This window comes from Microbulbifer elongatus (genome assembly GCF_021165935.1).
GTDB classification, from domain to species: Bacteria; Pseudomonadota; Gammaproteobacteria; order Pseudomonadales; family Cellvibrionaceae; genus Microbulbifer; species Microbulbifer elongatus.
On record NZ_CP088953.1, the window covers coordinates 2,103,164 to 2,128,046 of the forward strand.

At 58.1% G+C, this 24,883-nt stretch carries 17 protein-coding genes; 2 read left to right on the plus strand and 15 right to left on the minus strand.

Annotated features, from left to right (window positions below):
* Positions 1-39 precede the first annotated feature (39 nt).
* From LRR79_RS08685 to LRR79_RS08725, 9 genes are all read right to left on the minus strand, one after another.
* Positions 40-1,608 (minus strand): arylsulfatase, encoded by a 1,569-nt coding sequence (locus tag LRR79_RS08685; RefSeq protein WP_231756832.1) that lies wholly within the window; start codon positions 1,606-1,608, stop codon positions 40-42.
* Positions 1,609-1,662: 54 nt separating this feature from the next.
* The gene (locus LRR79_RS08690) at positions 1,663-2,655 is read right to left on the minus strand and encodes an HAD family hydrolase (protein ID WP_231756833.1); all 993 of its coding nucleotides are present in this window, start codon (positions 2,653-2,655) and stop codon (positions 1,663-1,665) included.
* A gap of 207 nt (positions 2,656-2,862) precedes the next feature.
* Positions 2,863-4,464, minus strand: a complete 1,602-nt coding sequence (locus LRR79_RS08695) for an arylsulfatase (RefSeq protein ID WP_231756834.1) — start codon at positions 4,462-4,464, stop codon at positions 2,863-2,865.
* Positions 4,465-4,585: 121 nt separating this feature from the next.
* The gene (locus tag LRR79_RS08700) at positions 4,586-5,803 is read right to left on the minus strand and encodes a hypothetical protein (RefSeq protein WP_231756835.1); all 1,218 of its coding nucleotides are present in this window, start codon (positions 5,801-5,803) and stop codon (positions 4,586-4,588) included.
* Positions 5,803-7,377, minus strand: a complete 1,575-nt coding sequence (locus LRR79_RS08705; RefSeq protein WP_231756836.1) for a VWA domain-containing protein — start codon at positions 7,375-7,377, stop codon at positions 5,803-5,805. Before LRR79_RS08705 ends, LRR79_RS08700 begins: the two co-directional genes overlap by 1 nt.
* A complete protein-coding gene (locus tag LRR79_RS08710; RefSeq protein ID WP_231756837.1) occupies positions 7,374-8,369 on the minus strand; it encodes a VWA domain-containing protein in 996 nt (331 codons plus the stop codon). Before LRR79_RS08710 ends, LRR79_RS08705 begins: the two co-directional genes overlap by 4 nt.
* Positions 8,366-8,911 carry a DUF4381 domain-containing protein gene (locus tag LRR79_RS08715; RefSeq protein ID WP_231756838.1) on the minus strand — a complete coding sequence of 182 codons (546 nt, stop codon included), beginning with the start codon at positions 8,909-8,911 and terminating at the stop codon, positions 8,366-8,368. The genes LRR79_RS08710 and LRR79_RS08715 overlap by 4 nt, the downstream gene beginning before the upstream one ends.
* Complete coding sequence (locus LRR79_RS08720) at positions 8,898-9,950, minus strand: DUF58 domain-containing protein (protein ID WP_231756839.1); 1,053 nt, start codon at positions 9,948-9,950, stop codon at positions 8,898-8,900. The genes LRR79_RS08715 and LRR79_RS08720 overlap by 14 nt, the downstream gene beginning before the upstream one ends.
* Positions 9,934-10,944, minus strand: a complete 1,011-nt coding sequence (locus LRR79_RS08725; protein ID WP_231756840.1) for an AAA family ATPase — start codon at positions 10,942-10,944, stop codon at positions 9,934-9,936. The genes LRR79_RS08720 and LRR79_RS08725 overlap by 17 nt, the downstream gene beginning before the upstream one ends.
* A 120-nt stretch (positions 10,945-11,064) precedes the next feature.
* On the opposite strand from LRR79_RS08725, the gene LRR79_RS08730 reads away from it, so the two are divergent.
* Together LRR79_RS08730 and LRR79_RS08735 are read left to right on the plus strand one after the other, a co-directional pair.
* Positions 11,065-13,392, plus strand: coding sequence for a tetratricopeptide repeat protein (locus LRR79_RS08730; RefSeq protein ID WP_231756841.1), 2,328 nt, complete (start codon positions 11,065-11,067; stop codon positions 13,390-13,392).
* 93 nt (positions 13,393-13,485) lie between these two features.
* On the plus strand, positions 13,486-14,991 hold the full coding sequence (locus LRR79_RS08735) for a phospholipase D-like domain-containing protein (RefSeq protein WP_231756842.1): 1,506 nt from the start codon (positions 13,486-13,488) through the stop codon (positions 14,989-14,991).
* A 40-nt stretch (positions 14,992-15,031) separates the two neighbouring features.
* Here the strand turns inward: LRR79_RS08735 and LRR79_RS08740 are convergent, their stop codons facing one another.
* From LRR79_RS08740 to LRR79_RS08765, 6 genes are all read right to left on the minus strand, one after another.
* Positions 15,032-16,330, minus strand: coding sequence for an OmpP1/FadL family transporter (locus tag LRR79_RS08740; protein ID WP_231756843.1), 1,299 nt, complete (start codon positions 16,328-16,330; stop codon positions 15,032-15,034).
* Between the two features lie 81 nt (positions 16,331-16,411).
* A complete protein-coding gene (locus tag LRR79_RS08745; RefSeq protein ID WP_231760007.1) occupies positions 16,412-17,218 on the minus strand; it encodes a transporter in 807 nt (268 codons plus the stop codon).
* Between the two features lie 186 nt (positions 17,219-17,404).
* A complete protein-coding gene (locus LRR79_RS08750; protein ID WP_231756844.1) occupies positions 17,405-18,295 on the minus strand; it encodes a DegV family protein in 891 nt (296 codons plus the stop codon).
* Between the two features lie 313 nt (positions 18,296-18,608).
* Positions 18,609-19,517: a DUF4380 domain-containing protein gene (locus LRR79_RS08755; RefSeq protein WP_231756845.1), complete on the minus strand. Its 909-nt coding sequence runs from the start codon at positions 19,515-19,517 to the stop codon at positions 18,609-18,611.
* A gap of 5 nt (positions 19,518-19,522) precedes the next feature.
* Positions 19,523-22,117: a glycoside hydrolase family 3 protein gene (locus LRR79_RS08760; protein WP_231756846.1), complete on the minus strand. Its 2,595-nt coding sequence runs from the start codon at positions 22,115-22,117 to the stop codon at positions 19,523-19,525.
* Positions 22,118-22,305: 188 nt separating this feature from the next.
* On the minus strand, positions 22,306-24,828 hold the full coding sequence (locus LRR79_RS08765) for a TonB-dependent receptor (protein ID WP_231756847.1): 2,523 nt from the start codon (positions 24,826-24,828) through the stop codon (positions 22,306-22,308).
* Positions 24,829-24,883: the final 55 nt, after the last annotated feature.

A 24,883-nucleotide genomic window follows, 5' to 3' on the forward strand; every position in this document is an offset into this window, starting at 1 on the left:
CAGGATATGGGCCTCAATTGAACCTTGATGAAAATCTGATCAGTTGCTGCCGCCGGCGCCTGCTTTCAGTTGTTCCTCAATTTTCTTGAGATTAAATGAACCGGGCGTCTGGCTGGGCGGATATTCCTCCATGGTTTTCAGGAACTTGGTAGCCATCTCCTGCATTGGTACCAGCACGAAGGCTCGATCCAGGAACCAGTCGTTGTAGGTGTTGGAATTGTGCTGAGCACGCTCGAAAGGGTCGCGACGCAGATTAAATAGCAGCGGCACACGCAACTCGGTGAAGGGTTCACGCCAGACCTCAAAGGCCTGGCCCCGGTTTTCGAGGAACACGGCTTTCCAGGCGTCGTAGCGCATGGCTACAATCTGCCCGTCATCATTCACGTAGATGAATTCGCGGCGCGGAGACTTCTCGGCCTTGCCGGTAAAGTAATCCAGCATATTGTGGCCGTCGATATAATTTTTGTAATTGCGACCAATCAGCTTGGTCCCCTTCATGATCTTTTCTTTCATCTTCGGGGCACCGCCCGCGGCAGCGAAGGTGGGGAGCCAGTCCTCATGGGCGACGATACCATTCAATGTTTTTCCAGCAGGGAATTTACCCGGCCAACGCACGAAAGCGGGCACTCGGTAAGCACCTTCCCAATTGGAATTCTTCTCGCTGCGGAATATGGTGGTGGCGGCATCCGGCCAGGTGTTGAAGTGAGGGCCGTTGTCGGTGGAGTAGAATACGATGGTATTGTCGGCGATTTTTAACTCATCCAAAAGGTCGAGCAGCTTGCCGACGTGCATGTCATGTTCGACCATGCCGTCCTGGTATTCATTGCCGGTTGGACCGGAAAGACCTTTGTGCTCTTCCTTTACGTGAGTGCGGAAGTGCATACGGGTCGCATTCCACCACACGAAGAATGGCTTGCCGGCTTTGACCTGCTGTTTGATAAAGTCCATGGCAGCAGCGAGGGTTTCCTCATCCACGGTTTCCATGCGCTTTTTCGTCAGCGGGCCGGTATCCTCAATCTTGCCGTCGGCACTCGCTTTGATCACACCGCGGGGGCCATATTTCTTGCGAAATTCCGGATCTTTCGGGTAGTCCCGATTTTCCGGTTCCTCTTCCGCATTCAGGTGGTAAAGATTGCCGAAAAATACATCAAATCCGTGATTGGTGGGAAGATGCTCGTCGCGGTCGCCGAAGTGATTCTTGCCAAACTGACCGGTGGCGTAGCCCAGGCTTTTCATGACGGCGGCAATGGTGACATCACTTTCCTGCCAACCCTCTTTGGCGCCGGGCAGTCCCACTTTTGTCATGCCCGTTCGGATAGGAACATTCCCGCCCATAAACGCCGCGCGGCCAGCGGTACAGGATTGCTGGCCGTAATAATCAGTGAAGGAGAGTCCTTCTTTGGCAATACGGTCAATGTTGGGCGTCTTGTAGCCCATCATACCGCGGCTGTTGTGGCTGATATTCCACATGCCGATGTCGTCGCCCCAGATGACGAGAATATTAGGTTTATCCTGGGCCTGGGCAGCCGTGTTGCACAGGGCGAACAGCACTGCAGTAGTCACAGAAATGGGCACCTTCAGCAGGTGACGTAAACTCAGGTATTTCATATTTCCCTCCAGGATGCGGGGCTGAAATTTGAATTGCTCGAAACGTATTAGGGGTCAGAGCTGGTCGAAGGGGAAGATGGTCTTCCAGTCGTTTTTCATATCAATGACCGTCCAGCCGTTCTTGCTGGCGTCGTCAAGGGCTTTGTCTGCGCGACCCACGTGGGATTCGCGGTCGTAAGCCCACTCGCGCTTGGCATCGGTATGGTGTAACAGCAGACCGAAGCGGGGGCCGCTGCCCGCGGTGGTCCACTCGAGCATCTGGTAGTCGCCATCGGAGTTTCCGGAGGCGAAGATCGGGCGTTGGCCGATATATTGATGGATGCCCACTGGCTTTCCTTCCTTATCGTCGATCAGATTGATCTCCGGTAACTTCACAATCACCGGTTTGCCATCACGTACTTCGTATTTGGCTTTGAGGCTGGAGCCGACCACCTGATCCGGCGGAATACCGTAGGTTTGCTCAGCAAATACCCGCATAAAATCCACCCCGCCGCCCGAGACAATAAATGTCCTGAACCCGTTGGCGCGGAGATATTGCAATAGTTCCAGCATGGGCTGGTAGACCAGCTCGTTGTAGGGCTTGTTGAATTTCGGGTGTTTCGCAGTCTTCAGCCATTCGGCCACGTTCGCCTGGAAGTCTTCCGCCGTCATATTGGCGTGGGTGGCCGCGAGGATTTTCATCAGACCTTTCTTGCCGCTGGCCATGACCTCCTTTTGGTCGCCCTTGAGGATCGATGCGAAAGGCTCCTGGGTTTTCCATTCGGGGTGATCGGGAGCCATTTTCTTGACCTGGTCGATCGCGTAGATCAACTGGAAATACAGCGGTTGCTCGGCCCAAAGGTTGCCGTCATTGTCGAAAGTGGCAATGCGCTGGGCTTCGGGAACAAAGTCCGGTCCGCCTTGTTTAGTCACTTTTTCAACAAATTCAACGATGGACTGCTTGGTGGAACCTGCATTCCAGGAGGGCAGGGGGTTTGTGTCCGCCTCTGCTGTATGGAAGAAGGTCAGCGTACAGCTAACCAAAATACTGATAAACAGTCTGGTCATAGTCTGACTCAACAGTTGAGTTCGCGACTGCGAGTCCGTGTCATAAAAGTCCTTTGCACTATGGAACAGAATAGTTGCTGCAAACGATTGTGACGGAAAAATACCAGGTTTTCGTGACTGCCTGGTTTTTGGGTTTGGGCGAATACAAAAGGGAAACGTGCATGACGCTCCCCAGGTCGAGTCAAATTCGTTTGCTGGATATAGCAGCTAGTTGTTGACCCTCTGCATCAGCATATCCAGATCTTCCAGCGCTTTTTTCTGGCGCAGGGTTTTGTAACTCAGGTCGCTGGCGGATAGTGAGCTGCCATCTTGCATCGGATATTCCTCCATGCTCAGAAAGAACTCCTTGATCTTCTGCTGCACCGGTACGAACAGCCACATATTATCCGCATACCAGCGCACATACATGCCGCTCTCTCGGGCTGCTTTTTCGTAGGGGTCCGCACGCAGATTGGTGATGACCGGCCAGTTTGGCGTTTCGCGGATGGCTTCGTTAATCGCACCTTTTTCGGTGGCGAACTGCACTTTAAAATCGTGAACGCGTACCGCATTCAGATAGCCTGTGGCTGAAAAGTACATGATTTCTTTGCGTGGGCCTTCTTTTTCCTGGCCACTGAAGTAGGGCAGGAAATTGTAGCCGTCGAGATGTACGCGGAATTTCTTGCCGTTTGCCTCGTAGCCGCCCTTGGACATGATTTTTTCTTTCAGGTCCGGCACACCGGCGGCGGCCAGCAGGGTGGGCATCCAGTCTTCCTGACTCATGATGTCGTTATAGATGGTTCCCGGTTTAATGACACCGGGCCACTTCACCAGTTGTGGTACCCGCATGCCGCCTTCCCAGGTGGTACCTTTTTCACCATAGAATGGCGTGGTACCGCCATCGGGCCAGGTAATGGTCTCAGCCCCGTTATCCGTGGAGAAGATTACGATTGTGTTGTCTGCGACACCCAGTTGATCCAGATGGGCGAGCATGCCGCCAATCATGTCATCCAGTTCTTTCATCCCATCGGCGTAAAGACTGATCCCGGTAATACCTTTGTACTTTTCCCGTAGATGTGTCCATATGTGCATGCGGGTATAGTTCATCCACACGAAAAAGGGCTTTTTGTCCCGTACTGCACGGGTCATAAAGTCCTGTGCCGCTGCTGCAAACTCCTGATCCACGGTTTCCATACGTTTGCGTGTAAGCGGCCCGGTATCTTCGATCTTGCCGTCGGCGGTGGCTTTCAGCACACCGCGGGGGCCGAACTTCTTACGGAATTCTGGATCTTTCGGGTAGTAATAAGTCTCAGGCTCTTCTTCTGCATTCAGGTGGTAGAGATTGCCAAAGAATTCGTCAAAGCCGTGATTGGTGGGCAGGTGTTTGTCTTGGTCTCCCAGGTGATTTTTACCAAACTGGCCGGTGGCATAACCCTGATTTTTAAGCAGGTCTGCAATCGTAGGTGTCCAGTCCGGGATACCGTGGTCGCTGCCGGGCATACCGATAGTCAGCAGGCCGGTGCGGAAGGGGTGTTGTCCGAGAATAAAGGATGCCCGGCCAGCGGTACAGGACTGCTGTGCGTACATATCGGTAAACAAGGCACCTTCTTTCGCAATACTGTCGATATGTGGCGTCTCGTATCCCATCATACCGCGGTGATAAGCGCTGGCGTTGGAATAGCCGATATCGTCGCCCCAGAGCACGAGAATATTGGGTTTGCTCTGTGCGGTTGCGCCAAAAGCGGCCAGTGAAAGTATCGCACCAGAGACAAGGTATTTTGAAATCGAGATCCCTCGGCGCACCATGCCTTGAAAGGTGTGAGTGATCATCAGTGTACTCCGTTAACTGATCGGGAAGGGGGGAATGGTCACCCTTTGAAAGCCTAGCCGAGTGGTGCTCTGGGGAGGACCGCCTGGCACCGGGGTATACATACTTTTTTGTAAGTAGCGCTCAAGGATTCAGCGCGGGAAGTGCAGTGATTTGAACAGAGCTGCCCTGGCTTAGCTGGTGGATGATTGTCGCCATGTTGTTCCAGGCATCGGTTTTTTCTGAGGCGGTGCCCGCATAACGGCTCGCGCCAATCGCCAGCAGGCCGGCGTGCAGCTGGTCTACCTGGCCACCACTCCGCCGACGCCACTCTTCCACTGCGCTGGTGAGCGCGGAGTAATCTTGCGCCCTACATGCCCGCTTCAGTTTTTCCAGCGTGGCTCCGGGTCTGAGCGTTTTGCGCTCTAGGTATTCTTCGCGCTGCTTGCGGTACCAGGGGAGGCCCCAACGGTAAAGGGCGAGCGCAGCGAGGCCGATACCTGCTAGCAGGTACAGCCATTGCGCCAGTGACATGCGCGAAAGCGGAATGGCACCTTTTGCGGAGACGGGCACCGCGTCCAGTTCCGCGGTCTTTACCCGTTGATCGTCCAGGTCATACCAGCGGATGCTGACGGCAGGAAGTTTTCCCCGTGCGGCACCTTCCGCAACATAGGTGATTTTTTCCACTCGGGTGCCCGTGTCGCCCTGGTCTTCCGCATCCGGGCTTTGTGGATAGGCCGAGAGGCCATCTACCGTCGCGTCGTCCAGGATTTGCGGTATTTGTCTTGCCGTAGAGCCGGTGATGGTTGCGGTGACCGTGCGGGAGAAGCTGTCGCCGGCACGGATACCTTCGCTGTGTCCGTCAATCGTCTGCTCCAGGGTGAGGTCGCTGGCGGCAATAAAGGGCTTCAATCCCGCGGCTTCCGGGGGCACCGTGACGACAAGTCTGGCGGGTGCAATGGGCAGCGAGACCTCTATCGGGGTATTCGTGTCCGGGTCCATATAGGTGACTTTGACGCTGCCACCACCCAGGGTATAGGTGCCCGGCGCCAGCGCCTGCACCCGGTAATCGCGCATGATGCCGGACCAGCTCCCTCCATTGACCTGTTTACTGATGGGAACCGAAGAGCGTTCAGGCGTGGTGATGGACAGGTTGGGCTGGTCGAGTTCCGGAAATTCCATGGGCTCTGGCATGAAGGTGGGTACCAGCACCGTTACGCGGAAGGTCACCGCCTCTCCGGGCGTTGCCTTTGCCGGTTTGAGCTCTGACTCCAATACGGGTTTATCGCCCTGTGCATCACTATTCTGTGCAAGTAAGGGCGTCGCGATCAGCAAGAGTGTTATCAGAAGAGCGCGTCTCATTACTCGCTCTCCTGCGGCTCATCGCCGGTGTCCGTGGCTTCGATGGCGAAGCGCTGGCGCAGAAAATCTTCGGTTTTGGTATTGAGAGTCGATATCCACTGTTCCGCGCTTACTGGCGCCTCCCCTTTACCGGCGGACTCCGTATCCGTTCCCTTGTTGGCCTCGTTGTCGAATTTGATTTCGTCGGCGCCGATGCCTCCTTCCTCACCGGTATCCGATTGCTCCCGGGTGGTTTCCACAAACTCGACAATCTGCTTAGCCAGCTGAATATTTATTTCCCCGTCCGGGTACTCCGGGTCCAGTTGCAGGGCGCGCTCGAAGGAGCGCACCGCTGGGCGGTACTGGCGGCTTTTGATTTCCGCGATGCCCTGAAAGGTGGCAGCATCGGCGGTATCGATGGTGGCAAATGCTTTTGCCGCTGCCTCGTACTGACCGGACATGTACAGTGCGTGCGCCTTGTGGGAAGGGTCGGTAAAAGCCTCGGCGGCGGCCTTGTAGTTTTTGCGGTACATCAGCACCTGGCCTTTCTGGTCCGGTGTCAGTAGCCAGTCCGCAATGGTGTTTGCGGTATTCGAGAGAAATCCCTCGGCGCGGGCAGGTGTAGGCAGTGCAAGCAGGGGAACCAAGGTTAGCGCCAGAAGAATGCTCACCGTCCTGCCCTCAATCACCCAGCCGCGACGGAACCACAGCAGTGCCAGCAAGGCCGCGGGCCAGGCCAGCCACCAGCCGCGGTCTTCCCATTGCTGGGTATCATCGTCCAGCAGTGCATTTTGATAAGAGGCCTCGAAATAGCGGTCGAGGGATTGCAGGTCTTCCTGATCCGGGGTTACCGCCACGACCTTTGCGTCTTTTATCTTGTCCACGGAGGCGGATTTGCCACCCGGTGTCATCACCAGAAAGCCGAGTCCGTAACCCGGTTCGCGCTGAGAGAAGGCGGAGAGCTGATCCGGTGGCAGGTCATCGAGCATAAACAGGATGGCACCGGGGGTTTTCTTTTCTTTCAGGATACGTTGCGCCAGCTTCAGCGCACCCGCGGCATTGTTGCCGGGCTCCGGCATGACTTCCGGTGAGAGGCCTTCGATGTATGGGCGCAACAGATCGACATCATCGGTGAGCGGAACCACTCGGTGCACACTGCCCGCGTAGGCCACCAGCGCGGTGGGTGCCCCGTCGCGGATGTTCAGCATATCCAGCATTTTCTGTCGCGCCCGCTCATAGCGGCTGGGCGGGATATCGGTTTGCTCCATGCTGTTGCTGAGAGACAGCACCATTACCATGGGCGCGGTGCGGCTCATGAGCGGGTCGGGCACGCGGCTCCAGCTGGGGCCGGCGGTGCCCAAGGCCAGGCACAGCAGTACGCCGGCAATGGTGTCGATGGGCCGCAACCAGCGGTTTTTACGCTGCCCTACTTGTAGCGCCTTCGCCAGATGCGGGGCCATCTGTGCGGGGACCGCGGCGCCGGCGTCCGGGCGGAAACGCAGCCACCACCAGACCACCAGAATGACCGGGACCGCCAGCAACCACAGCGGGCGCAGAAAATGCAGGGCGGAGAAATTTACCAGTAACTCACTCATGCCGCGGCGGTTTCCTGTGGTTTTTGCCGGGAGAGCAGGGCGCGCAGCAATAGCATCAGCAGCCCCAGTATCAGTGCGGCACCCAATGGCCAGGCGGCCAGAGAGAGCCTGGGTCGATAGGTTTCCGCGTCCACCAGTTTCGGGGCCAGCTCATCGATACGCGAATACACCTCTGCCAGTGCAGCCTGGTCGCCGGCGAAATAAAAACTGCCACCGGTGGCTTCGGCAATGGCCTTGAGCGTGGCTTCATCCAGTTTATTTTCCCCCTCGCCCTCGGGGTCGCCGACACCGATGGTGATGATGTTGACGCCCCGCTGTTTTGCGATCTGCGCGGCATTGATCGGGCTCATGCGACTGGCGGTATCGCTGCCATCGCTCAACAAGATCAGCAAACGTTGCTTTACATCGCTGCTCTCGAACTGCCGGATCGACAGACCGATGGCATCGCCGAGGGCGGTGTGAGGGCCGGCCATACCGACATCGGTGTGATTGAGCAGATCGAGTAAGGTATCCAGGTCGGTGGTGAGCGGTGCCTGCACAAATGCCTGGGTGCCGAATACGATCAGCGCCATGCGCTCACCTTCACGCCCCTTGAGGAAATCGGCAATCACCTGTTTTACCCCGGCCAGGCGCTGCATTTTTTCTCCATTGGGTGCGGCGAAATCCCTTTCATCCATGGAACCGGAAATATCCACCGCCAGGATCACATCCCGCGCCGGGTTCTGCAGGGTGACTGGTTCGCCCATGCGCTCCGGGCGGGCAAGTGCCGTCACCAGTAAAATCCAGACCAATGCGCCGATCAGCCATTGAAAGAGATTGCGCGGTAACACCACCGCACCGGATGCCGCCTTTTCGCCAATGGCATCCACAACCCGTGAGAAAAACGGCACCCGCAGTGCGCGGATCTGCTCCCGGTGTGCGGGCACCAGCCACCACACCAGCAACGGCAGCGGCAGCAAGAGAAACGCGAGGGGGGCGCTGAATTCGATCACGGGGATGCCTCCGCCGGTTCCACTGGCTGGCCCTGCATCAACGCCAGTCGCTGATCCACGGTGCGCTCCGGTTTGTGGTGGTCAATCCATTGTTGCACTCCGTGGCGCAATGCAGAAATGGCTTCGGTATCACCGGTGGTTGCGCGGTAGGGGGCAGAAGTGAGCAATGTGCCTGTGCGGTCGTCAAAGTAGGGGCGCGGGGTTTTCTGGTTGAGGAACGCAATCCAGTCTTCACCAATCAGTGCGGCAACGTCAGGGCGCGGGTAGGCGACCAGCGCAGTGCGGCGCAGCACTTCAGCGAGCTGCGCGGGATCATCCGGGTTCTGGGCGATTTCCGCCCGTGCCGCGCGGCGGTAGGCGTCTGCCTGATGGCGACGGTAAGCGCGCCAGGCGGCGTACACCAGTGCGCCGAGCAGGATAGCCACCAGCAGCCAGGTACCGGGTGTCTGCGGCCACAGGCTGATGGCATCCGGTGGCGGCGGCTCCTTGATCTGTACGATCAGGTCGTACAGGGTGACCATTTCCTGTTTATTTTCCTGCATCGCGGTCTCCCGAACCGGAAGTTGTCGCGGTTCCCATACCCAGCAGGCGCTGTACTTGTGGCAGGGTATCCTCACTCGCAGTCAGCGGCATGGCGATCAGGCCGTAGCGGCGCTGCCAGTGCTGGATGGTCTCCTGTCGCTGGCGATTGAACTTGTCCAGCGCGTCGAATACGGATGCGCTGCTGGTATCCAGGGTGGCCTGCAGGTCCCCGTCGGAAATGGCGCTTTTGAATCCGCGCGGTGTTTCACCGGCACCCATGGGATCGGTGACCGGCATTAGAATCACATCGTTGTGTTGCGCCAGCCCACCCAGCAGGCGCTCGGTGCGCGGGCCGATCACATCAAAGTCACTGATCATCAGAATCAGGTGATTGCGACTGGCGATATTGGCAACCGCGGTCAACACCTCGTCCAGGGAAGTGGGCTCCACGGCGGGGGCATCCGCGTGCAGGGCGAGGTTGGCTTCGGCGATGTCGGTAATAAACGCGGTGAGCGCGCGCCTGTTGCGCTTGGGCTTGTGCGTGCGCACCCCCTGATCGGTGACCACAATCCCCCCGACGCGGTCATCCTGGGCGAGAATGCCGTAAGCGGCGATGGCGGCGGCCTCGGCAGCGGTGGTGGACTTCATTGCATGGCGCGAACCAAAAAACATCGACATGCGCTGGTCCACCACAATCAGGGTGGGGCGGTCGCGTTCTTCGGTGTAGACCCGAACATGGGGTTCACCGGTGCGCGCGGTCACCTTCCAGTCGATCGCGCGGATATCGTCACTGGGCAGGTATTCCCGCAACTCCTCAAAGTTGAGTCCGCGTCCGCGCAGTTTGGAGGCGTGGCGGCCGCTCAACACACTCTGGGATTTCTGCCGTGGCAACAGGTGTAACAGTCGCGCGCGGGGCTCTAGCGCCTGCAGGTGCGCAAGCGTGACATGCACGCGGGGGTCGATGGCCTTGCCGTCTTCCTCAGCCGTAGATGAATACGGAGGGACTGCGGCGCGTGTTCGTGCGCGAAAATCAAACATGGGGTCAGGGCAGAGCGACATGCTGTAGCAGCCGGTCGATCACCTGATCGGCGCTGATACCTTCGCCCTGGGCCTCAAAGGTCAGGCCCAGGCGGTGGCGCAGACAGTCGTGAATCACTGCGTGAATATCCTGCGGATCCACATAGTCGCGGCCTTCCAGCCAGGCATTGGTGCGCGCACTCTTGTCCAGGGCAATGGAGCCCCGGGGGCTGGCACCGATATCAATCCAGCTGGCCAGTTTGTCGGAGAAGTCCTTGGGGAAACGGGTGGCGTTCACCAGGTCCGCCATATAACGCACCATGGCGTCGGACACGTGAATACCGGCAATTTCGGTGCGTGCGTCGAACACCGCCTGCTGGGAAATGATATTGGGATGCGCACTCGCGGGAGTCGTTTCGCCGTCCGCTTTCTGTTCCGCGGCGCGCTGGGCGGCACTGATTTCTTCATTGCGCACCAGGTTGATCACGTCCACCTCATCCTCTACCGGGGGGTAGGTAATCAGCACATGCATCAGGAAGCGGTCCATCTGCGCTTCCGGCAGCGGATAGGTGCCTTCCTGTTCGATAGGGTTCTGGGTGGCCATCACCATAAACAGGGGCGGCATCTTATGGGTCTTGCCGGCAACGGTGACCTGGCGCTCTTCCATGGCTTCCAGCAGCGCCGATTGCACCTTAGCGGGGGCGCGGTTGATCTCATCCGCCAGTACCAGGTTGGCGAAGATGGGTCCGGGATGAAAGCGGAATTCAGAGCCGCCCGCATCGCGCACAAACACATCGGTACCGGTAACGTCCGCGGGCAGGAGATCCGGGGTGAACTGGATACGGCTGAAGTCCGCCTCCAGGTTCTTTGCCATGGCTTTGATGGCGCGGGTTTTGGCAAGACCGGGCAAACCCTCCACTAGCAGATTGCCGTTGGCGAGCAGACCGATGACCAGGCGGCGGATCACATCCCGCTGGCCGATAATCGCGCGGCCGATACCCTCTTCCAGTGCTGCAATCTGTTCCCTTGCGGACATGGCGCTTCCTTTTCTGCCATCGACTCAGAGTCCCTCAGTAACGCTAGCAGACCGGAGGCTGAGGAAGAGGGCGCAAGAAGCTATACTCGGTGCCAATTAAAAACATAATCTGGAGTCAAGATGCGAACGCCGATCACCCTTTTGCTGCTGGCACTTCTGATCAGTGCCTGTGATAACACGGCAGATCAGAAGGGTGCTGTAAAAGAGGAGGGGGCCGCGGCCGTTGCTGCAGCACCAGAGAAAAAAGTTCCGCCACAGCCTGCGCAGCCCGCACCGCAAAAATCCGGCACGCCCCCCCAAGCGGACAACCATCCCGACTACGTGGGGGTGGCACAGTGTGCCAGCTGCCATCAGCGGGAATATAAGGATTGGCAGAAATCCCACCACGACCTGGCGATGAAGTTGCCCAGTGAAGAAACGGTGGTGGGGGATTTCGACAATGCCAGGTTTGACTATTTCGGTACCGAGTCCAGCTTCTACCAACGGGATGGCCAGTACTTTGTGCGTACCGATGGCCCCGACGGGAAGTTGACCGAGTTTCCCATCGCCTACACCTTCGGCATTTACCCGCTACAGCAATACCTGATCGAATTCCCCGGTGGCCGCCTGCAGGCGCTGAGTCTCTCCTGGGATTCACGGCCAAAAGAGGAGGGGGGGCAGCGCTGGTTCCACCTGTATCCGGATGAAGAAATCAAGGCGGGGGATCCGCTGCACTGGACCGGCATCAATCAGAACTGGAATTTCCAGTGCGCCGATTGCCACTCCACCAACCTGCACAAAAATTACGACCAGGCATCGCAAACTTTTGCCACCCAGTGGTCGGAAATCAACGTGGGCTGCGAATCCTGCCACGGCCCCGGCCGCGCCCACGTGGCCTGGGCGGCACTGCCGGAATCCGAACGTGCCGGGAAATCGGATAACGGTCTGGATATTCATTATGACGGTCGCCGCCAGGCGCGCTGGGCCATGGATAGCGAAACCGGTATTGCGCATATTGCCAACGCGGTGGAAACCCAGACAGAAATTCCTGTCTGCGCCCAATGCCATTCCCGGCGCGGCACCCAGTTCCCCGGGGTAAAACCGGACGATCACTACCTGGACTATTTTCACCCCGCGCTTCTGGAAGACAATCTCTACCACGCCGATGGCCAGATTAACGATGAGGTGTATGTGTGGGGCTCCTTCCTGCAGAGCAAAATGCATGGGGCCGGGGTCACCTGCAGTAACTGCCATAATCCCCACAGCCTGGAATTGCGCGCGAATGGCAACGATGTATGTGCCCAGTGCCACCTGCCCAGCAAGTTCGATACCGCCGACCACCATTTCCACCCTGCCGGTAGCGAAGGGGCGCAGTGCGTGAACTGTCATATGACCGATAAAGTCTATATGCAGGTGGACGCCCGTCGGGACCACAGTTTCCGTGTGCCGCGCCCGGATCTGTCCGACAAGATCGGTTCCCCCAACGCCTGTACCGGCTGCCATACGGAAGAGTCCAACCAGTGGGCTGCGGAGTTCCTGCAGGAAAAATTCGGCGAGCCCGATCCGCACTATGGGGAAATTCTGTTCGCCGCCCGTCGTGGCTATCCCGGTGTCGAACAGCCACTGCAGGCGCTGGCCCTGGATGAAAGCCGGCCGGAAATAGTACGTGCCACGGCGGTATCTCTGATACCGCGTTACCTGTCCCGGCAATCCGCCCAGTTGTTGCAGGTGATTGCCCAGGGGGATGATGCGCTGCTGCACCTCGGGCTTGCTCAGAATCTGGATGCCATCCCCGAACAGGTGCGCCCGGCGCTGGCGATTCCCTTGCTCTATGAAGATGACCGGGTCATCCGCGCCCTCGCCGCCAATGCCATGGCGGGTGCCCCTATGGACCCCTACCCGCAAGAAGTCGGGCGACGCTTTGCCCAGGGAATGAAAGAGTTCCAGGCCAGCGCGGATTTCAATGCCGACCGCCCGGAGAGCCTGGTGAATCAGGCCGGGGTGTACCGTCGCCAGGGGGATGTTGTAAAGGCCGAGGCCCTGCTAACGCAGGCACGGGACATCGCTCCCTATTACGTACCGGCAACCATCAACCTTGCCGACCTGTATCGCAGTACCGGCCGGGAGGAAGCCGGCGAAGAACTGCTGCGCCAGGCGGTAAAAGACGCTTATGAAAAAGCCCCACTGAATCACGCCCTGGGCCTCTCTCTGGTGCGCCAGAAAAAACTGCAATCGGCCATGCCCTACCTGCGGGACGCCGCCGACAGCGACACCGCACCGGCGCGTTATTCCTATGTGTACGGCATTGCGCTCAACTCCACTGGCGAGAATGAAGAAGCCATTGCCTATCTGGAGCAGGCTCTGGAGCGTTATCCCGGCGACCGGGAGATTCTTTCGGCGCTGGTGTCCCTGCACCGCGAAGCGGGAAACGCGGAAATTGCGCAGCAGTATCAGTCCATGCTGCAATAGCGCCTGTTGCCGCAGACCGTCATCCACGAACCATGACCGGTTCCGGCCTCGCCAGCGGCTAGCCCGATAACCTGAATCAGTGCACTACCGCCTATGTCAGACAGCCAACAGACCGAATACGATCCCGGGCCGGATTCTTCGGCCCTGGAACCGGCGCAAGACACCGAGCTTGCCCGTGGCCTGCGCGACGAAATTGATTCCCACGACCGGGATCTGTCGGGCTTTCACCTGCTGCATGATGGTCTGTCGGCGTTTGTCGCGCGCGCGGCTCTGGTGAGGGAAGCCAGCATTTCTCTGGACCTCAAGTACTACATCTACAGTGATGACACCTCCGGGCGAATTCTCACGGGGCTGCTGCTCCGGGCAGCGGACCGAGGTGTCCGTGTTCGCCTATTGGTGGACGACCTGGGGACACGAGTAGCCAATCCACGGATCCTTGCTCTGGAAAGTCATCCTCGCATTCAGATTCGCGTGTTCAACCCGGTCGAAGGCCGCAGTGGTCTGCGTCGCGGGTTGGAGCAGCTACTGAATTTCGGACGTATCAACCACCGCATGCATAATAAATTACTGGTATGTGATGGTAATGTTGCAATCACTGGTGGGCGCAATATCGCGGACGGCTACTTCTCCAAAGCAGAAACGGAGTTTCTCGATGTCGATATCGTTACTGTTGGAGCGGTGGTGGGGGATGCCTCGAAGACCTTCGACGATTACTGGAACAGTGAAGTCGCAATTCCCGTAACCGAACTGGCTTTCACCAATGATCAGACCTGCTCACTGGAGGAACTGCGGGAGCAGGTAGGGGAATATTTGGCGGGTGCGCGGCAATCGGAATTCAGTCGCGCGCTGGAAAAGTCGGACCTCGCGGAAAAACTCAAGACCGGCGCGATTGAGTTTCACTGGGGGAAGGGAACACTGTTTGCTGATCCTCCACGCAAGGCCATTGACCGGGCGAGCGTGCCGGTGAGCGAGTATCCCGGCGCTAAGCTGGAAAAAATTATCAGACAGTGCCAACAGAAAGTGCGTATCACCAATGCGTATCTGATTCCCGGTGTGCCCGGTGTGGACTTATTTTCCGCACTGCAGAATGCCAATGTCCAGGTGGATATTCTGACCAACGCCCTTGCCACCAACGATGTGGCAGTGGTGCACGGCGCCTATTCCCGCTACCGCAAGCCCCTGTTGCGCTCCGGGGTAAATTTATGGGAACTGCGTCCGGTGGCAGAACAGAAGCAGCGGCTGCACTGGTTTAAAGGCAAGTCTCGCGCGAGTCTCCATGCCAAGACTTTTGTATTGGACGATGATCGCGCCTTTGTCGGCTCGATCAATCTCGACAGTCGCTCGATTATCCAGAATACGGAAATTGGCGTGCTGATTGAAAACCCGCAGATCAACCGACAGTTGGACGAATTATTCGATACCTGGACCGGTCCGGACGCGGCCTGGCAGTTATCTCTGAATAAAGGAGAGAATATTCGCTGGACAGCGGCCGGGGAGGACGGGGAACAGGTAGTGGAAAAGCGGGACCCGGAGACCCGCTGGTGGCAACGCCTCTTGGCCCGTCTGCTCTCGCGCCTGCCTATTGAGTCGCAGATTTGAAACCGGCTGCTACCACGCCCCACCCGGGGGCGCAGCGGCATCAAAATTCAAATTGCACGGACCCCCCCAGAAATTGCAGCGAAGTATCTTTATAGCTGCCTTCTAGCCTTGGACTGAACGGCGGCCGACCCTGCTGGTCAATGTCAATATCGCCGGACCAGAGCATGGTGTAACCGATGTCCATGGTGACACCAGGGCAGAGCATTTTCCCTGCACCCAATCCAAAACGGTAGGCCTTGCCCGTGACCAGGTTGGCGGTGAGGTTGGATTCGTTCTGCATGGAGTTGTCATAGGCGAAACCCGTGGACAGGTTCCACCCCTGCAAGAATCCCTGAGAAAAAGCATGCCTAACGCCCAGGGCGAAATGACCGGTGTCCTTGTACCCCTGATCGATAAACACGGATATTTGATCAGGGTGGTCGAGAGCCAGTCTCATTCCGGCAAACTCGGACCAGTCCTGCCATCCGAGGTTGGCGTAGAGAGTGGTTTTGGGGGTCAATTTTTGTTGCAGGCTTGCGGTCACCGTCGCCGGCACCGTCATATCAATTTCAGTCCGAGTCCCATTGAACCGTGCTACCGCTGGCTCAAAAATGGGGCCGAAACCACTCAGGCGCAGGTTGTCTTTGAAGGTAAGCTCCACTTTCGATGTGTAGCTGATCCCAAAGGTTGTGGACTCGACCGGGCGATAGATAATGCCCGCATTGCCTCCGTAGCCGACGTCGATATCCTCGTATTTCAAGTGCGCATCACCGGGGATCACCCCCGCACGGGGTGCGGAAACGTACTCAAAAAACGCCCCCATGATGTTAACGCCCGCGCCGATGGAAAGGCAGTCGTTTATTTTCCAGCTGAGCGAGGGGATCAGGCTCATTCCAATCAGGTCGGACTCCTGAACAAAACGTCGGCCCGCCCAGTCGTCGTTGTAATCCAGTCCTAGCCCGAAGTTTCCTGCCATGGCCAGGCCCCAGCCTAAACGTTCGGAGAAGACACCTGCTGCGTGGGCGCCACCACCGGGAAACCATTTCACCGGATTGCCGCCGTCGTTGCCGGGCACATTGGTTTCTCCGCCATTGCTGAAACCGACGTCGCCATAGAGTGCCTGGCCCGCCACGCGCACTTCTGTGGTGTCGCGCCAGACGGTACCGGCCGGATTGGTGAATGCCGTGGCGGCGTCTTCCGGCGTCGCTGCCCAGCCGGCACTTGCGGTACCCAGAGTAGGGGTGCCTATTTCCCATAGAAGAAGCCCGCCTGCGTGTGCCGACGGCACAGCGGTCAATGCGATCATGAACGGTAATGATCGCGTGCAGAGTGCTGCGATCGAGGCACATTTGTGCTGCATAACCAGTTCCCTCTGGACTTGGAAGCGACGAAACGATAACGCGAATCCGCTTCGTCAGACGATTCGTGAAATCAGCTCAGTTTATTTGGGAAAGAGCATCACCCAGTTCAGTCGAAAGCCCCAGTCGTGGCTGCCCCCTGTTGGGCTTTCCGCGTAGTAGCGCGGCCCAGCCTGTATCTGATAGGTCTGCTTCCCTACCTTGAATACTTTGGCCACCAGAAAATGTACGGGTACATTCCATTGCTCGGTTTCCCAGTTGTAAGTGGATTCGGTCTGCAATGTAAAAGTCCAGGAGGTAGGGGTGTTGTATGCAAGAAACGGTTGCACAAAGGTGTTGTTCACATCGGTGCGGTTGTCGTTACCGGCAAAAGACCAGATGTGATTGGCGAGTGTTCCAATGGTCCAGGGGCCGGTCTGCTTGAGGACGACACCGGTTGGGCCGGCGCCCCATTTTTCGGTACCCAGTAGCGGCTCAGTACCTGTGGGCAATAGAAAGACCGGGCCCAGCCCCCAGGTAACTCCCCCGGCAGTGGGCTCCTTTGGCGAGAAAAACAGGCTTTGGGTGGTATCGCCGAGGCCGGTCTGATCGCCGCTCCCGGGGAAAATATCTTCCTGGTTCATCACTGGAAGGATGGTGCGACTGATCAGGTTCCATTCCTTATTGATGGAAAACGGAATCACTGGCTGGACATTCAAGGTGTATTTCCGTCCGCCATCCGCCGGGCCGACGCGGTTGTCCCAGTTGTTCTGGAACGGGACACTGATCAGGTCGGAAACCGGGTTACTGAGCTTTTTGGCGAGGTCGGCGTCGCCGCGGGTATCGCTGCTGACGAGCGATGTAAGTGTGGCCACAATGAATACAAGCGATGGGGCGAAACCGCGGTACATCTTATTCACCAATCTCGGTCAGTTGTAAATCAGCTTTCCTCAGTCTAGATGTAGCGGGCAATAATTGTTTTCGCGTGTCGCGGTGGACCACCACGGAATGAAAATTGATGATTGAGTGGCGTTATCGACAGCGCTTACCGAGCAATAGGCGCCACTCAGCGGGTAGTGGAGACGGTGGGGAGCGGTTTACTTGGCGGCAATGGCCAATGCTACGGTACCAGGTCCCAGGTTGATTCCGCCGGACAGGCTCATCACCGAGCGATAAACCTTTACTCTGTGTTTTGCCGCGGTTTCGAGGAAGGACTTGAAACCCGGTGTATTGTCCAGCTGTTCCAGTGGCCCCGCGATACTGACCACCACAGCGGGCATCAACAGTGCGTTGGCGGCCATCTTTTCTTCGGCGATCTGAAACAGGCGGTGGGTACTGCCATCGAAGGTTTTCACCGTATCGGCTACGGCGGAGCCCTGGTCGGTCATGGAAATGATCGGGTGCAGATCCAGCGAGCGCGCCATAAACGCCTTCAACCAGCTCACGCTTTTTTCGTTTTTCTGGCGGCCGCGTTCACGGAGGTAGTACACATCCCGGATTGCGGCGTAGCCGGCAATCTTGCGGCCAAATTCCTCGGTGCGGGATTTTACCTGAGCGCCGGTGAGGCCTTTCTGGATCAGCGACAGGGTGTAGAGCGCAAGCAATCCCTGGCCGGAAAACAGAGTGTGAGAATCCACCGTATGGATCGCCACGGCGTCATCGCTGAGCTTCTGTGCGACCTTTAGCGCATTGGTGTAGGTCGGGCTGTTGGCGGCATTGATGGTCTGAATGACGATATCTTTCTGGCCCTGGCGAATCAGTTTACTGATCACCTCTTCGATTTCCGGTTCACCTGCGGGCCCGGAATTGACGACTCGGGAGCGGTCGACCAGTGAGCGGGAATAGAAATGGCTCATTTGCGCGGGATTGCGCTGATCGCCAAACGCGTCTTTTCCCACACTGACACGGTGTGGCAATACGGGAACACCGTATTTGCGCAGGAATTCGTCCGGTAAATCGCAGCCGGAATCGACGACTAACTGAACCATTGCGGGGTACCTCTTATTGTTTGGTCCGTTGCCGAAGGCAATTGGTCGCCAAATTTAGCACTTCGTCACAATTTCGCACAGTTTGCGCAGGACAAAGTACTTGACTATTTGTGACTGATCGGTTCGCGGGGGCAGTCTGTGAGCGATGGTTTTGGGGCGGGGCGAATTTTAGCGCGGCGTTTCGAGGCCGCTTCAGCAACACACTTTGTGCGCAGAAAAAAGCCGCGGATGTCCGCGGCAGAAGCTACTCAGGATGTCGAGATGACGAGGAGAGTAAATCGATACAGCCCCTCTGGGGCCGCCATGGGTGCGTTCAGTTGTGGGAGAACGCCCTGACCTGATTGCGAACAAAGTCCAGCAGCGCGGGTGAACCGGTGTGTACCGCGAGCGCTTCCGGAACCGGCACCACCAGCCAGTTCACTGTCCAGGACAAGGCTTCTTCCTGTCGGAGCTGGTGTGCTGCACTCTGCACCTCCAGTTCCAGATAGGGAGATTCACCGCTCAGGTAGAGTTCGATGTCCCCTTCTCCCGTGGCCATGTCTGCGGCGGCCACAGGAGGGTAGACTTTGAGGTAGAGCAGCTGATCTACCACGTAGGCGAGCCAGCCCTCACTGCCATTGGCAATGACCTTACCTTCGACCAATGGCGCATCTTCGTTGAGAGGAAGCCAGAGGGTGTCTTTGTCCAGGGTGTAGGCCACTTCTCCACGCACGGTTTTGACCGTGTCGGCGTTGACCGGGGCAAATGCCAGCCCGCGCTTGGGAACGCGGGTAATCTCCCAGGCGGCGACTTCCGGAAAATCCTGTTCGGCATCGATCCGGTAATGCACGGCGATACGCTGGTCGCTTTCCACCGATACGGTTTTGTACACCTTGGCTCCGGCACCGGGAGCACTGGCGAGGCTCGCGGAATCATCCCCCTGCGTAATGACCGAATAGGGTTGGTGATCGTGCTCGGGCACCGGTGGCCACTGCCACAGGGATTGGGGGCTGAGCCAGAAGGTGGAGCCGAAGTTGTTGCCGCTGGGCCTGGCCAGCGACAACAGATCTTTTTCTCCGTACCGAAGCTCCGTGATCCTGCCGCCGTAGGCGGGATCCAGTACCAGGGAGAGCTTGTCCTTGCTGAGCTGGATACCGGAGGGCTCCGCGCCGGCGCTTGCGGCTGTCAGCGCGGCAGCGAGTCCCACGATGAACGGCAGATTTCCGATGCGTTCTTGCAGCATGGCGCTCAGCTCCCGCAGCGAATCTGTGCCTGTTCTGCCGCGCCGGGCACAAACTTGATGTTGGCCACAGCCATGGCCAGTTTGCCCTCACTATGCAGAGACAGGCCCTGGGAAACTTTCGAGAAATCCGCCCCGGCCTTGGCAAAGCATTGCAGGTCGATGGTGACCTGGGACCAGTCCCCTTGCGGCAGGGCCTGAAGTGTACTTTGCAGGGGCAGAGCACCATTGCACGCTTCACCGGCGCAGGAAATCTGTGCGAATACCGGCGCTACCGGCGCTTCATCGATGCGGATGTCCATGGTGAGAGCGGCACCTTCATTCAGGTAACGGCTGAGGTCCTGGGGCTTCTGGGTTTCCAGTACCACGCTACCGGCGCGCAGTCCTTTCCAGGTGAGGGCGCGGGCATCTTCCTGAGACAGCATATCGATGGAGGCCACGGTGATATTGTCATCGGCGCTGCTGGCGAGGTTGCCGCTGACCCAGACCGGCTCCTGTTCGCCGTCGGCAATAAACAGTTTCCACGGTGCCTGTGGGCGCGAGACCATCAGCCAGGCGTCTTCCAGTGCACCATCTACGTAGGACTCACCATCTTCGTTGAGATTGTTGGCCAGTTGTACATCGCTGGCGTAGTCGAGACCGTAGCCGTAGCTGAACAGCGGCGCATATTCTTCGTCGTCACGGTTGATAACGGTCTGGTGTACCAGCTCCGGCCAGCTGAACGAGAGGCGGCCGGTGAAGTCGTAGCGCTTGTTGCCCTCGGCATCGGTCAGCAGCACATCGGCAACCCCGGCGCCTTCCGAGCCCGGCAGCCAGGCCGCCACGAAGGCATCCGACAGGTTCAGCTCCTTGTTGACCCACAGGGGGCGGCCGGACAGGAATACACTGATGACCGGAATATTCTGCGCTTTGATTTTCTGCAGCAATTCCTGATCCTGTTTACTGCCCAGCTGGAATTCGATGCTGGCCAGGTCCCCGTGCCACTCGGCGTAAGGATCTTCGCCAAATACCACGATGGCCACGTCGGGCTTCTCGCCCGCAAAGTCTTCTGGTGCCAGCGCGCCATTTTCTCTCAAGACAACCTGGCCACCGGCGGCATCCACCGCCTGTTTGATACCGGTATAAATGGAGGTGGCACCGGGGAAGTCTTCGGCGGTGTTGCCGGTTCCCTGCCAGGAGATGGTCCAGCCGCCGCTCTGTTTGGAGATGTTGTCGGCACCGTCACCGGCCACCAGAATTTTCTGACGCGCATCTACCGGCAGCAGTTGATCATTATTTTTGAGTAATACCAGGGACTTGCGCACGGCCTCGCGGGCGATGGCACGGTGCTCCGGACTGCCGAGAATACCGTTTTTACCCGCCAGCGGACGATCCCGCTCAAACAGCCCCGCGCGGATTTTTACCCGCAGGATACGGCTGACCGCATCGTCGATGCGGCTCATGGGAATCTCCCCACTCTTGACCTGGGCGAGGGTGTTTTCCAACAGCGCCTTCCACTCGGAAGTGATCATGAACATATCCAGGCCGGCATTGACCGCCGCGGCACAGCTGTCGATGGAGCAGCCATCCACGAAGCGGTGGCCGTTCCAGTCGCCCACCACAAAGCCGTCAAACCCGAGGCGCTCTTTGAGTACGTCGGTGAGCAGGTATTTATGTCCGTGCAGACGTTTGCCGTTCCAGCTGTTGAAGGAGGCCATCACCGATTGCACGCCGGACTCCAGTGCGGTGAAGTAACCGGCGGCGTGGATCTCGGCCAGTTCTTTTTCACTGACCAGGGTATCGCCCCGGTCAATTCCGCGGGTGGTGCCGCCGTCGCCAACAAAATGTTTGGCGGCGGAAACCAGGTGGCGGCCGTCGAGAAATTCTTCGGTGTTTTTATCTCCCTGGATTCCCTTGATCATCTCCCGGGCGTAAGCGGCGACGATTTCCGGGTCTTCGGAGTAGCTTTCAAAGGTGCGCCCCCAGCGGTCGTCGCGTACCACGGCAATGGTGGGCGCAAAGGTCCAGTCGACACCGGTGACCGCCACTTCGCGGGCGGTGGCTTCGCCAATGCGGCGGATCAGGTCCGGGTCGCGGGCGGCGCCGAGGCCGATATTGTGCGGGAACAGGGTTGCGCCGATCACATTGTTGTGACCGTGGACAGCGTCACTGCCCCAGATGATCGGAATCGCAACGCCGCCGTCAGAGGTGTCCATAGACGCGGCAAAGTAGGCGTCGGCCAGCTGTCGCCAATCGTCGGGTGTGGCGAATTTGTCGTTGTTCGGGAAGGTACCACCGCCGTTGAGAATGGAGCCGATATGGTATTTTTTGACTTCTTCCGGCGTAATGGATTTGATTTCTGCCTGCATCATCTGGCCGACTTTTTCTTCCAGTGTCATCTGAGACAGCAGGTCGGCAATACGGGCTTCGAGTTTTTCGTCTTTGGGGAAAGCCGGCGCCAGTTTGGGCCAGTTTTCCAGGGAATACTGTTCGGTTTGTATCGGCTGATTTTCCGTTGCCTGCGGCGTATGGGTGGCGTTATCGGAGCTGTTTTCAGGCTCGCTGCAGGCAGTAAGGGCCGTTGCCAGCATGATGCTTGCTGACAGGGATTTCAGGTAAGACATGGGCACTCCGTAACGGGTCCGGTGCGGAACGTCGCTAATTCAAAAAAGGCGGGGGCCTTGAGAAAGGGTGATCAAGGCCCCCGCAATCACTACATGTGAAACGTGTGTTTCTTACACGTCGAGAGAGCAGGGGAGTCATTTACCGGGCCCGCCGCGCAATAAAAGCGTGCCCGGCTTACAGCAACCGCTTAGAAGTTCACCTTGAAGCGCGCGCCGTAAGTGCGCGGCAGATTGGTGAATCTAATGTTGTTGCCGTGATCAATGATTCCCTTATTAGAGACGGTTATGTCGGTCAAATTGGCCCCATAAAGTTCAACGCGGTATTTACCGGAGTTGTCGGTGAAGCCAATACCCGCATCCACATTCACGTATCCATCCACTTGATCCGCGTAATCCGGATCACTACCGATGACGGTCTCACCATCTACCAGGTCGTAGTCGGTGTTGTTCCAGATACTCAGGTAGTAATCGCTGCGGTACATGGCGGAAACAGACCAGTCGAAGGTACCTGCGGAGGTATCCAGCTGCTGGGACAGAGCCATGGTCATGGTGAATTCTGAAGCCTGCGGCAGGCGCTTGCCGGAAATATCCACGATCGGCAGATCGGTGCCCCAGCCCTGGCGGGTGTCCGCCATGGTGCCTTCCTTGATTTCCGCATTCAGCCACAGAGCGGTCATGTCCAGCATCAGGTCCGCGGGCAGCAGGAATTTGCTTTCCAGTTCCAGACCGGTGATTTCGGAGTCCGCGATATTGCGGTTTTGCAGGGAGCTCGCGCCCTCATCGTCTGCAGTGGCCACAATCATCTGGAACACCTGATCGGTGTAGTCGTAGAAGAACGCGGAAGCATTCAGTCGCGTGGGGACGTTGCCGAGGGTGAGTTCGTTTTTGCTGCCCACTTCATACATCACCAGTTTTTCCGGTGCGTAGGGGATGGCGATCAGATCGCCATTGGGATCCACCAGGCTGTCGTTGAAGCCGCCAGACTTGTGGCCGGAGGCAATGCTGGCAAACAGCATATTGTCTTCGGTCAGCTGGTAAGTACCGCCGATACGGAAGTCGACATAGTCTTCCTCGTAGGAACCTTCCTGTTGCTGCGGGCCGTAGTAGCCACCCTCCATGTCGGAACCGAAGGCACAGCTGTCGCTGTCCTGCAGGCACACGGCGATTTCATCGAAGTTATCGTCGACACCGAAGCTCTTGATGCCGGATAGCAGATAGCTCAGTGCATCAATTTTGCTCAGGTCGTACTCGTCGCGGGAGAGACCGTCATAGACGAAGCCGGGGCTGCCCCAGCGGATGGATTCGGGGCGGTCCTCTCCGGCCCAGAAGCCAAAGCCGTAGTTGCCGCCGGTGCCGTAACGGTACTTTTCTTCCTCGGTGCGGCGAATGCCGGCAAAGCCGGTCAGCTGTTCGGTGAAGTCATAGGAAACGTCCGCGTACACCGCGAGGGAGGAGCCATCCACGTCGGGCATGACCCACTCAGTGGCGTTGTACCAGTTTTCGATGCCGGCAACGTCGGTGAGGCTCATCAGGCCTGCTGCCTGGTCTTCATCGAACTGGAAGATACCCGCAGTCCAGGACAGTGCGCCGTCGCCATTGGAGAAGAAGCGCAGCTCGTTGACCACGGACTCAGACTGGGTGTCCCAGTACTGGGTGCTGTAGTTTTCCTGGTTGACGTCATCGTGACCCGGGTAATACACACCGTCGTTGGACGCGTTGGTCTGTTTGAAGTCCAGATCCCAGTAGCTGCTCGACAGTTCTACGGAGAAGCCGTCAAAGTCGTGGGTCAGTACCGCCATGATACCGGTGTGGGTGGAATCCAGGTCGCCCTCGGTGCCGCGATAGAGCACCGCACGCGGATCGTCCAGGTCATCGAAATCGTAGCCGGACTGCAGCGCCTGCTTGATCTGGGCACCGGGATAACCGGTGCCGCCTTCCTGGGTCTGGTCGGCGACCACATAGAGTGAAGTATTCTCACCGACTTCCCACAGGGCGGAGAGACGGAAGGACTGGACGTCTTCACTGCCGGCGGCATCCAGGGTGCTGTTGGCGCTGGCGTTGCTGAAGTAGGGGTCGTGTTGCTCGGTGTAGCCGGCGAGACGCAGGGCGAAGGTATCGGTGACCGGCAGGTTCACGGCACCGCGAGCGCCGAAGTTGTTGAAGTTGCCAGCGGAGACTTCCAGGTCTGCACTGGTGCCATCCAGGTCCGGGCGGTTGGCCACAATGTTGAGGGTGCCGGCGGTGGCGTTGCGTCCGCGCAGGGTGCCCTGAGGGCCTTTCTTAACTTCGACCCGGGCAATATCGTAGAACATGGCGCCAATACCGCGGGGGCGGGGAATGTACACGCCGTTTAGGTGGGTGGCGGCGGCCGGGTCACCCAGCTCGGTGTTGTTACTGGAGCCTACACCGCGAATGTAGATCTCCATATTGCCTTCCTGATCGGCAATATTGAGGCCGGGAACCACGTTTTGCAGGTTCTGGAAGTTGGTACCCACACCGAGACGGTCGAGGCTGTCCTGGTCGAAGGACTGGGCGACGCCGGCGACGCTTTGCAAGGTCTGCTCACGGCGTTCAACGGTGACTACCACTTCTTCCAGGGCTTGTGACGTGGTGGCTTCTTCGTCAGATTGGGCGTAAATCCCACCGCTAAAGAACCCAGCCAGAACTGCGGTCACAGCCGCAGCCAGTTGATCTCGCTTGAATCGCACCATCGCTGGCACTCCTTTTTATGTTTGTGATTATTTCTTGGTCGTCAGATCGAGTACT

What these genes read in the sequence shown, in the direction of transcription:
- LRR79_RS08685 (WP_231756832.1), bottom strand. Translation starts at nt 1,608, where the DNA reads ATGAAATACCTGAGTTTACGTCACCTGCTGAAGGTGCCCATTTCTGTG.
- LRR79_RS08690 (WP_231756833.1), bottom strand. Translation starts at nt 2,655, where the DNA reads ATGACCAGACTGTTTATCAGTATTTTGGTTAGCTGTACGCTGACCTTC.
- LRR79_RS08695 (WP_231756834.1), bottom strand. Translation starts at nt 4,464, where the DNA reads ATGATCACTCACACCTTTCAAGGCATGGTGCGCCGAGGGATCTCGATT.
- LRR79_RS08700 (WP_231756835.1), bottom strand. Translation starts at nt 5,803, where the DNA reads ATGAGACGCGCTCTTCTGATAACACTCTTGCTGATCGCGACGCCCTTA.
- LRR79_RS08705 (WP_231756836.1), bottom strand. Translation starts at nt 7,377, where the DNA reads ATGAGTGAGTTACTGGTAAATTTCTCCGCCCTGCATTTTCTGCGCCCG.
- LRR79_RS08715 (WP_231756838.1), bottom strand. Translation starts at nt 8,911, where the DNA reads ATGCAGGAAAATAAACAGGAAATGGTCACCCTGTACGACCTGATCGTA.
- LRR79_RS08720 (WP_231756839.1), bottom strand. Translation starts at nt 9,950, where the DNA reads ATGTCGCTCTGCCCTGACCCCATGTTTGATTTTCGCGCACGAACACGC.
- LRR79_RS08725 (WP_231756840.1), bottom strand. Translation starts at nt 10,944, where the DNA reads ATGTCCGCAAGGGAACAGATTGCAGCACTGGAAGAGGGTATCGGCCGC.
- LRR79_RS08730 (WP_231756841.1), top strand. Translation starts at nt 11,065, where the DNA reads ATGCGAACGCCGATCACCCTTTTGCTGCTGGCACTTCTGATCAGTGCC.
- LRR79_RS08735 (WP_231756842.1), top strand. Translation starts at nt 13,486, where the DNA reads ATGTCAGACAGCCAACAGACCGAATACGATCCCGGGCCGGATTCTTCG.
- LRR79_RS08740 (WP_231756843.1), bottom strand. Translation starts at nt 16,330, where the DNA reads ATGCAGCACAAATGTGCCTCGATCGCAGCACTCTGCACGCGATCATTA.
- LRR79_RS08745 (WP_231760007.1), bottom strand. Translation starts at nt 17,218, where the DNA reads ATGTACCGCGGTTTCGCCCCATCGCTTGTATTCATTGTGGCCACACTT.
- LRR79_RS08750 (WP_231756844.1), bottom strand. Translation starts at nt 18,295, where the DNA reads ATGGTTCAGTTAGTCGTCGATTCCGGCTGCGATTTACCGGACGAATTC.
- LRR79_RS08755 (WP_231756845.1), bottom strand. Translation starts at nt 19,517, where the DNA reads ATGCTGCAAGAACGCATCGGAAATCTGCCGTTCATCGTGGGACTCGCT.
- LRR79_RS08760 (WP_231756846.1), bottom strand. Translation starts at nt 22,117, where the DNA reads ATGTCTTACCTGAAATCCCTGTCAGCAAGCATCATGCTGGCAACGGCC.
- LRR79_RS08765 (WP_231756847.1), bottom strand. Translation starts at nt 24,828, where the DNA reads ATGGTGCGATTCAAGCGAGATCAACTGGCTGCGGCTGTGACCGCAGTT.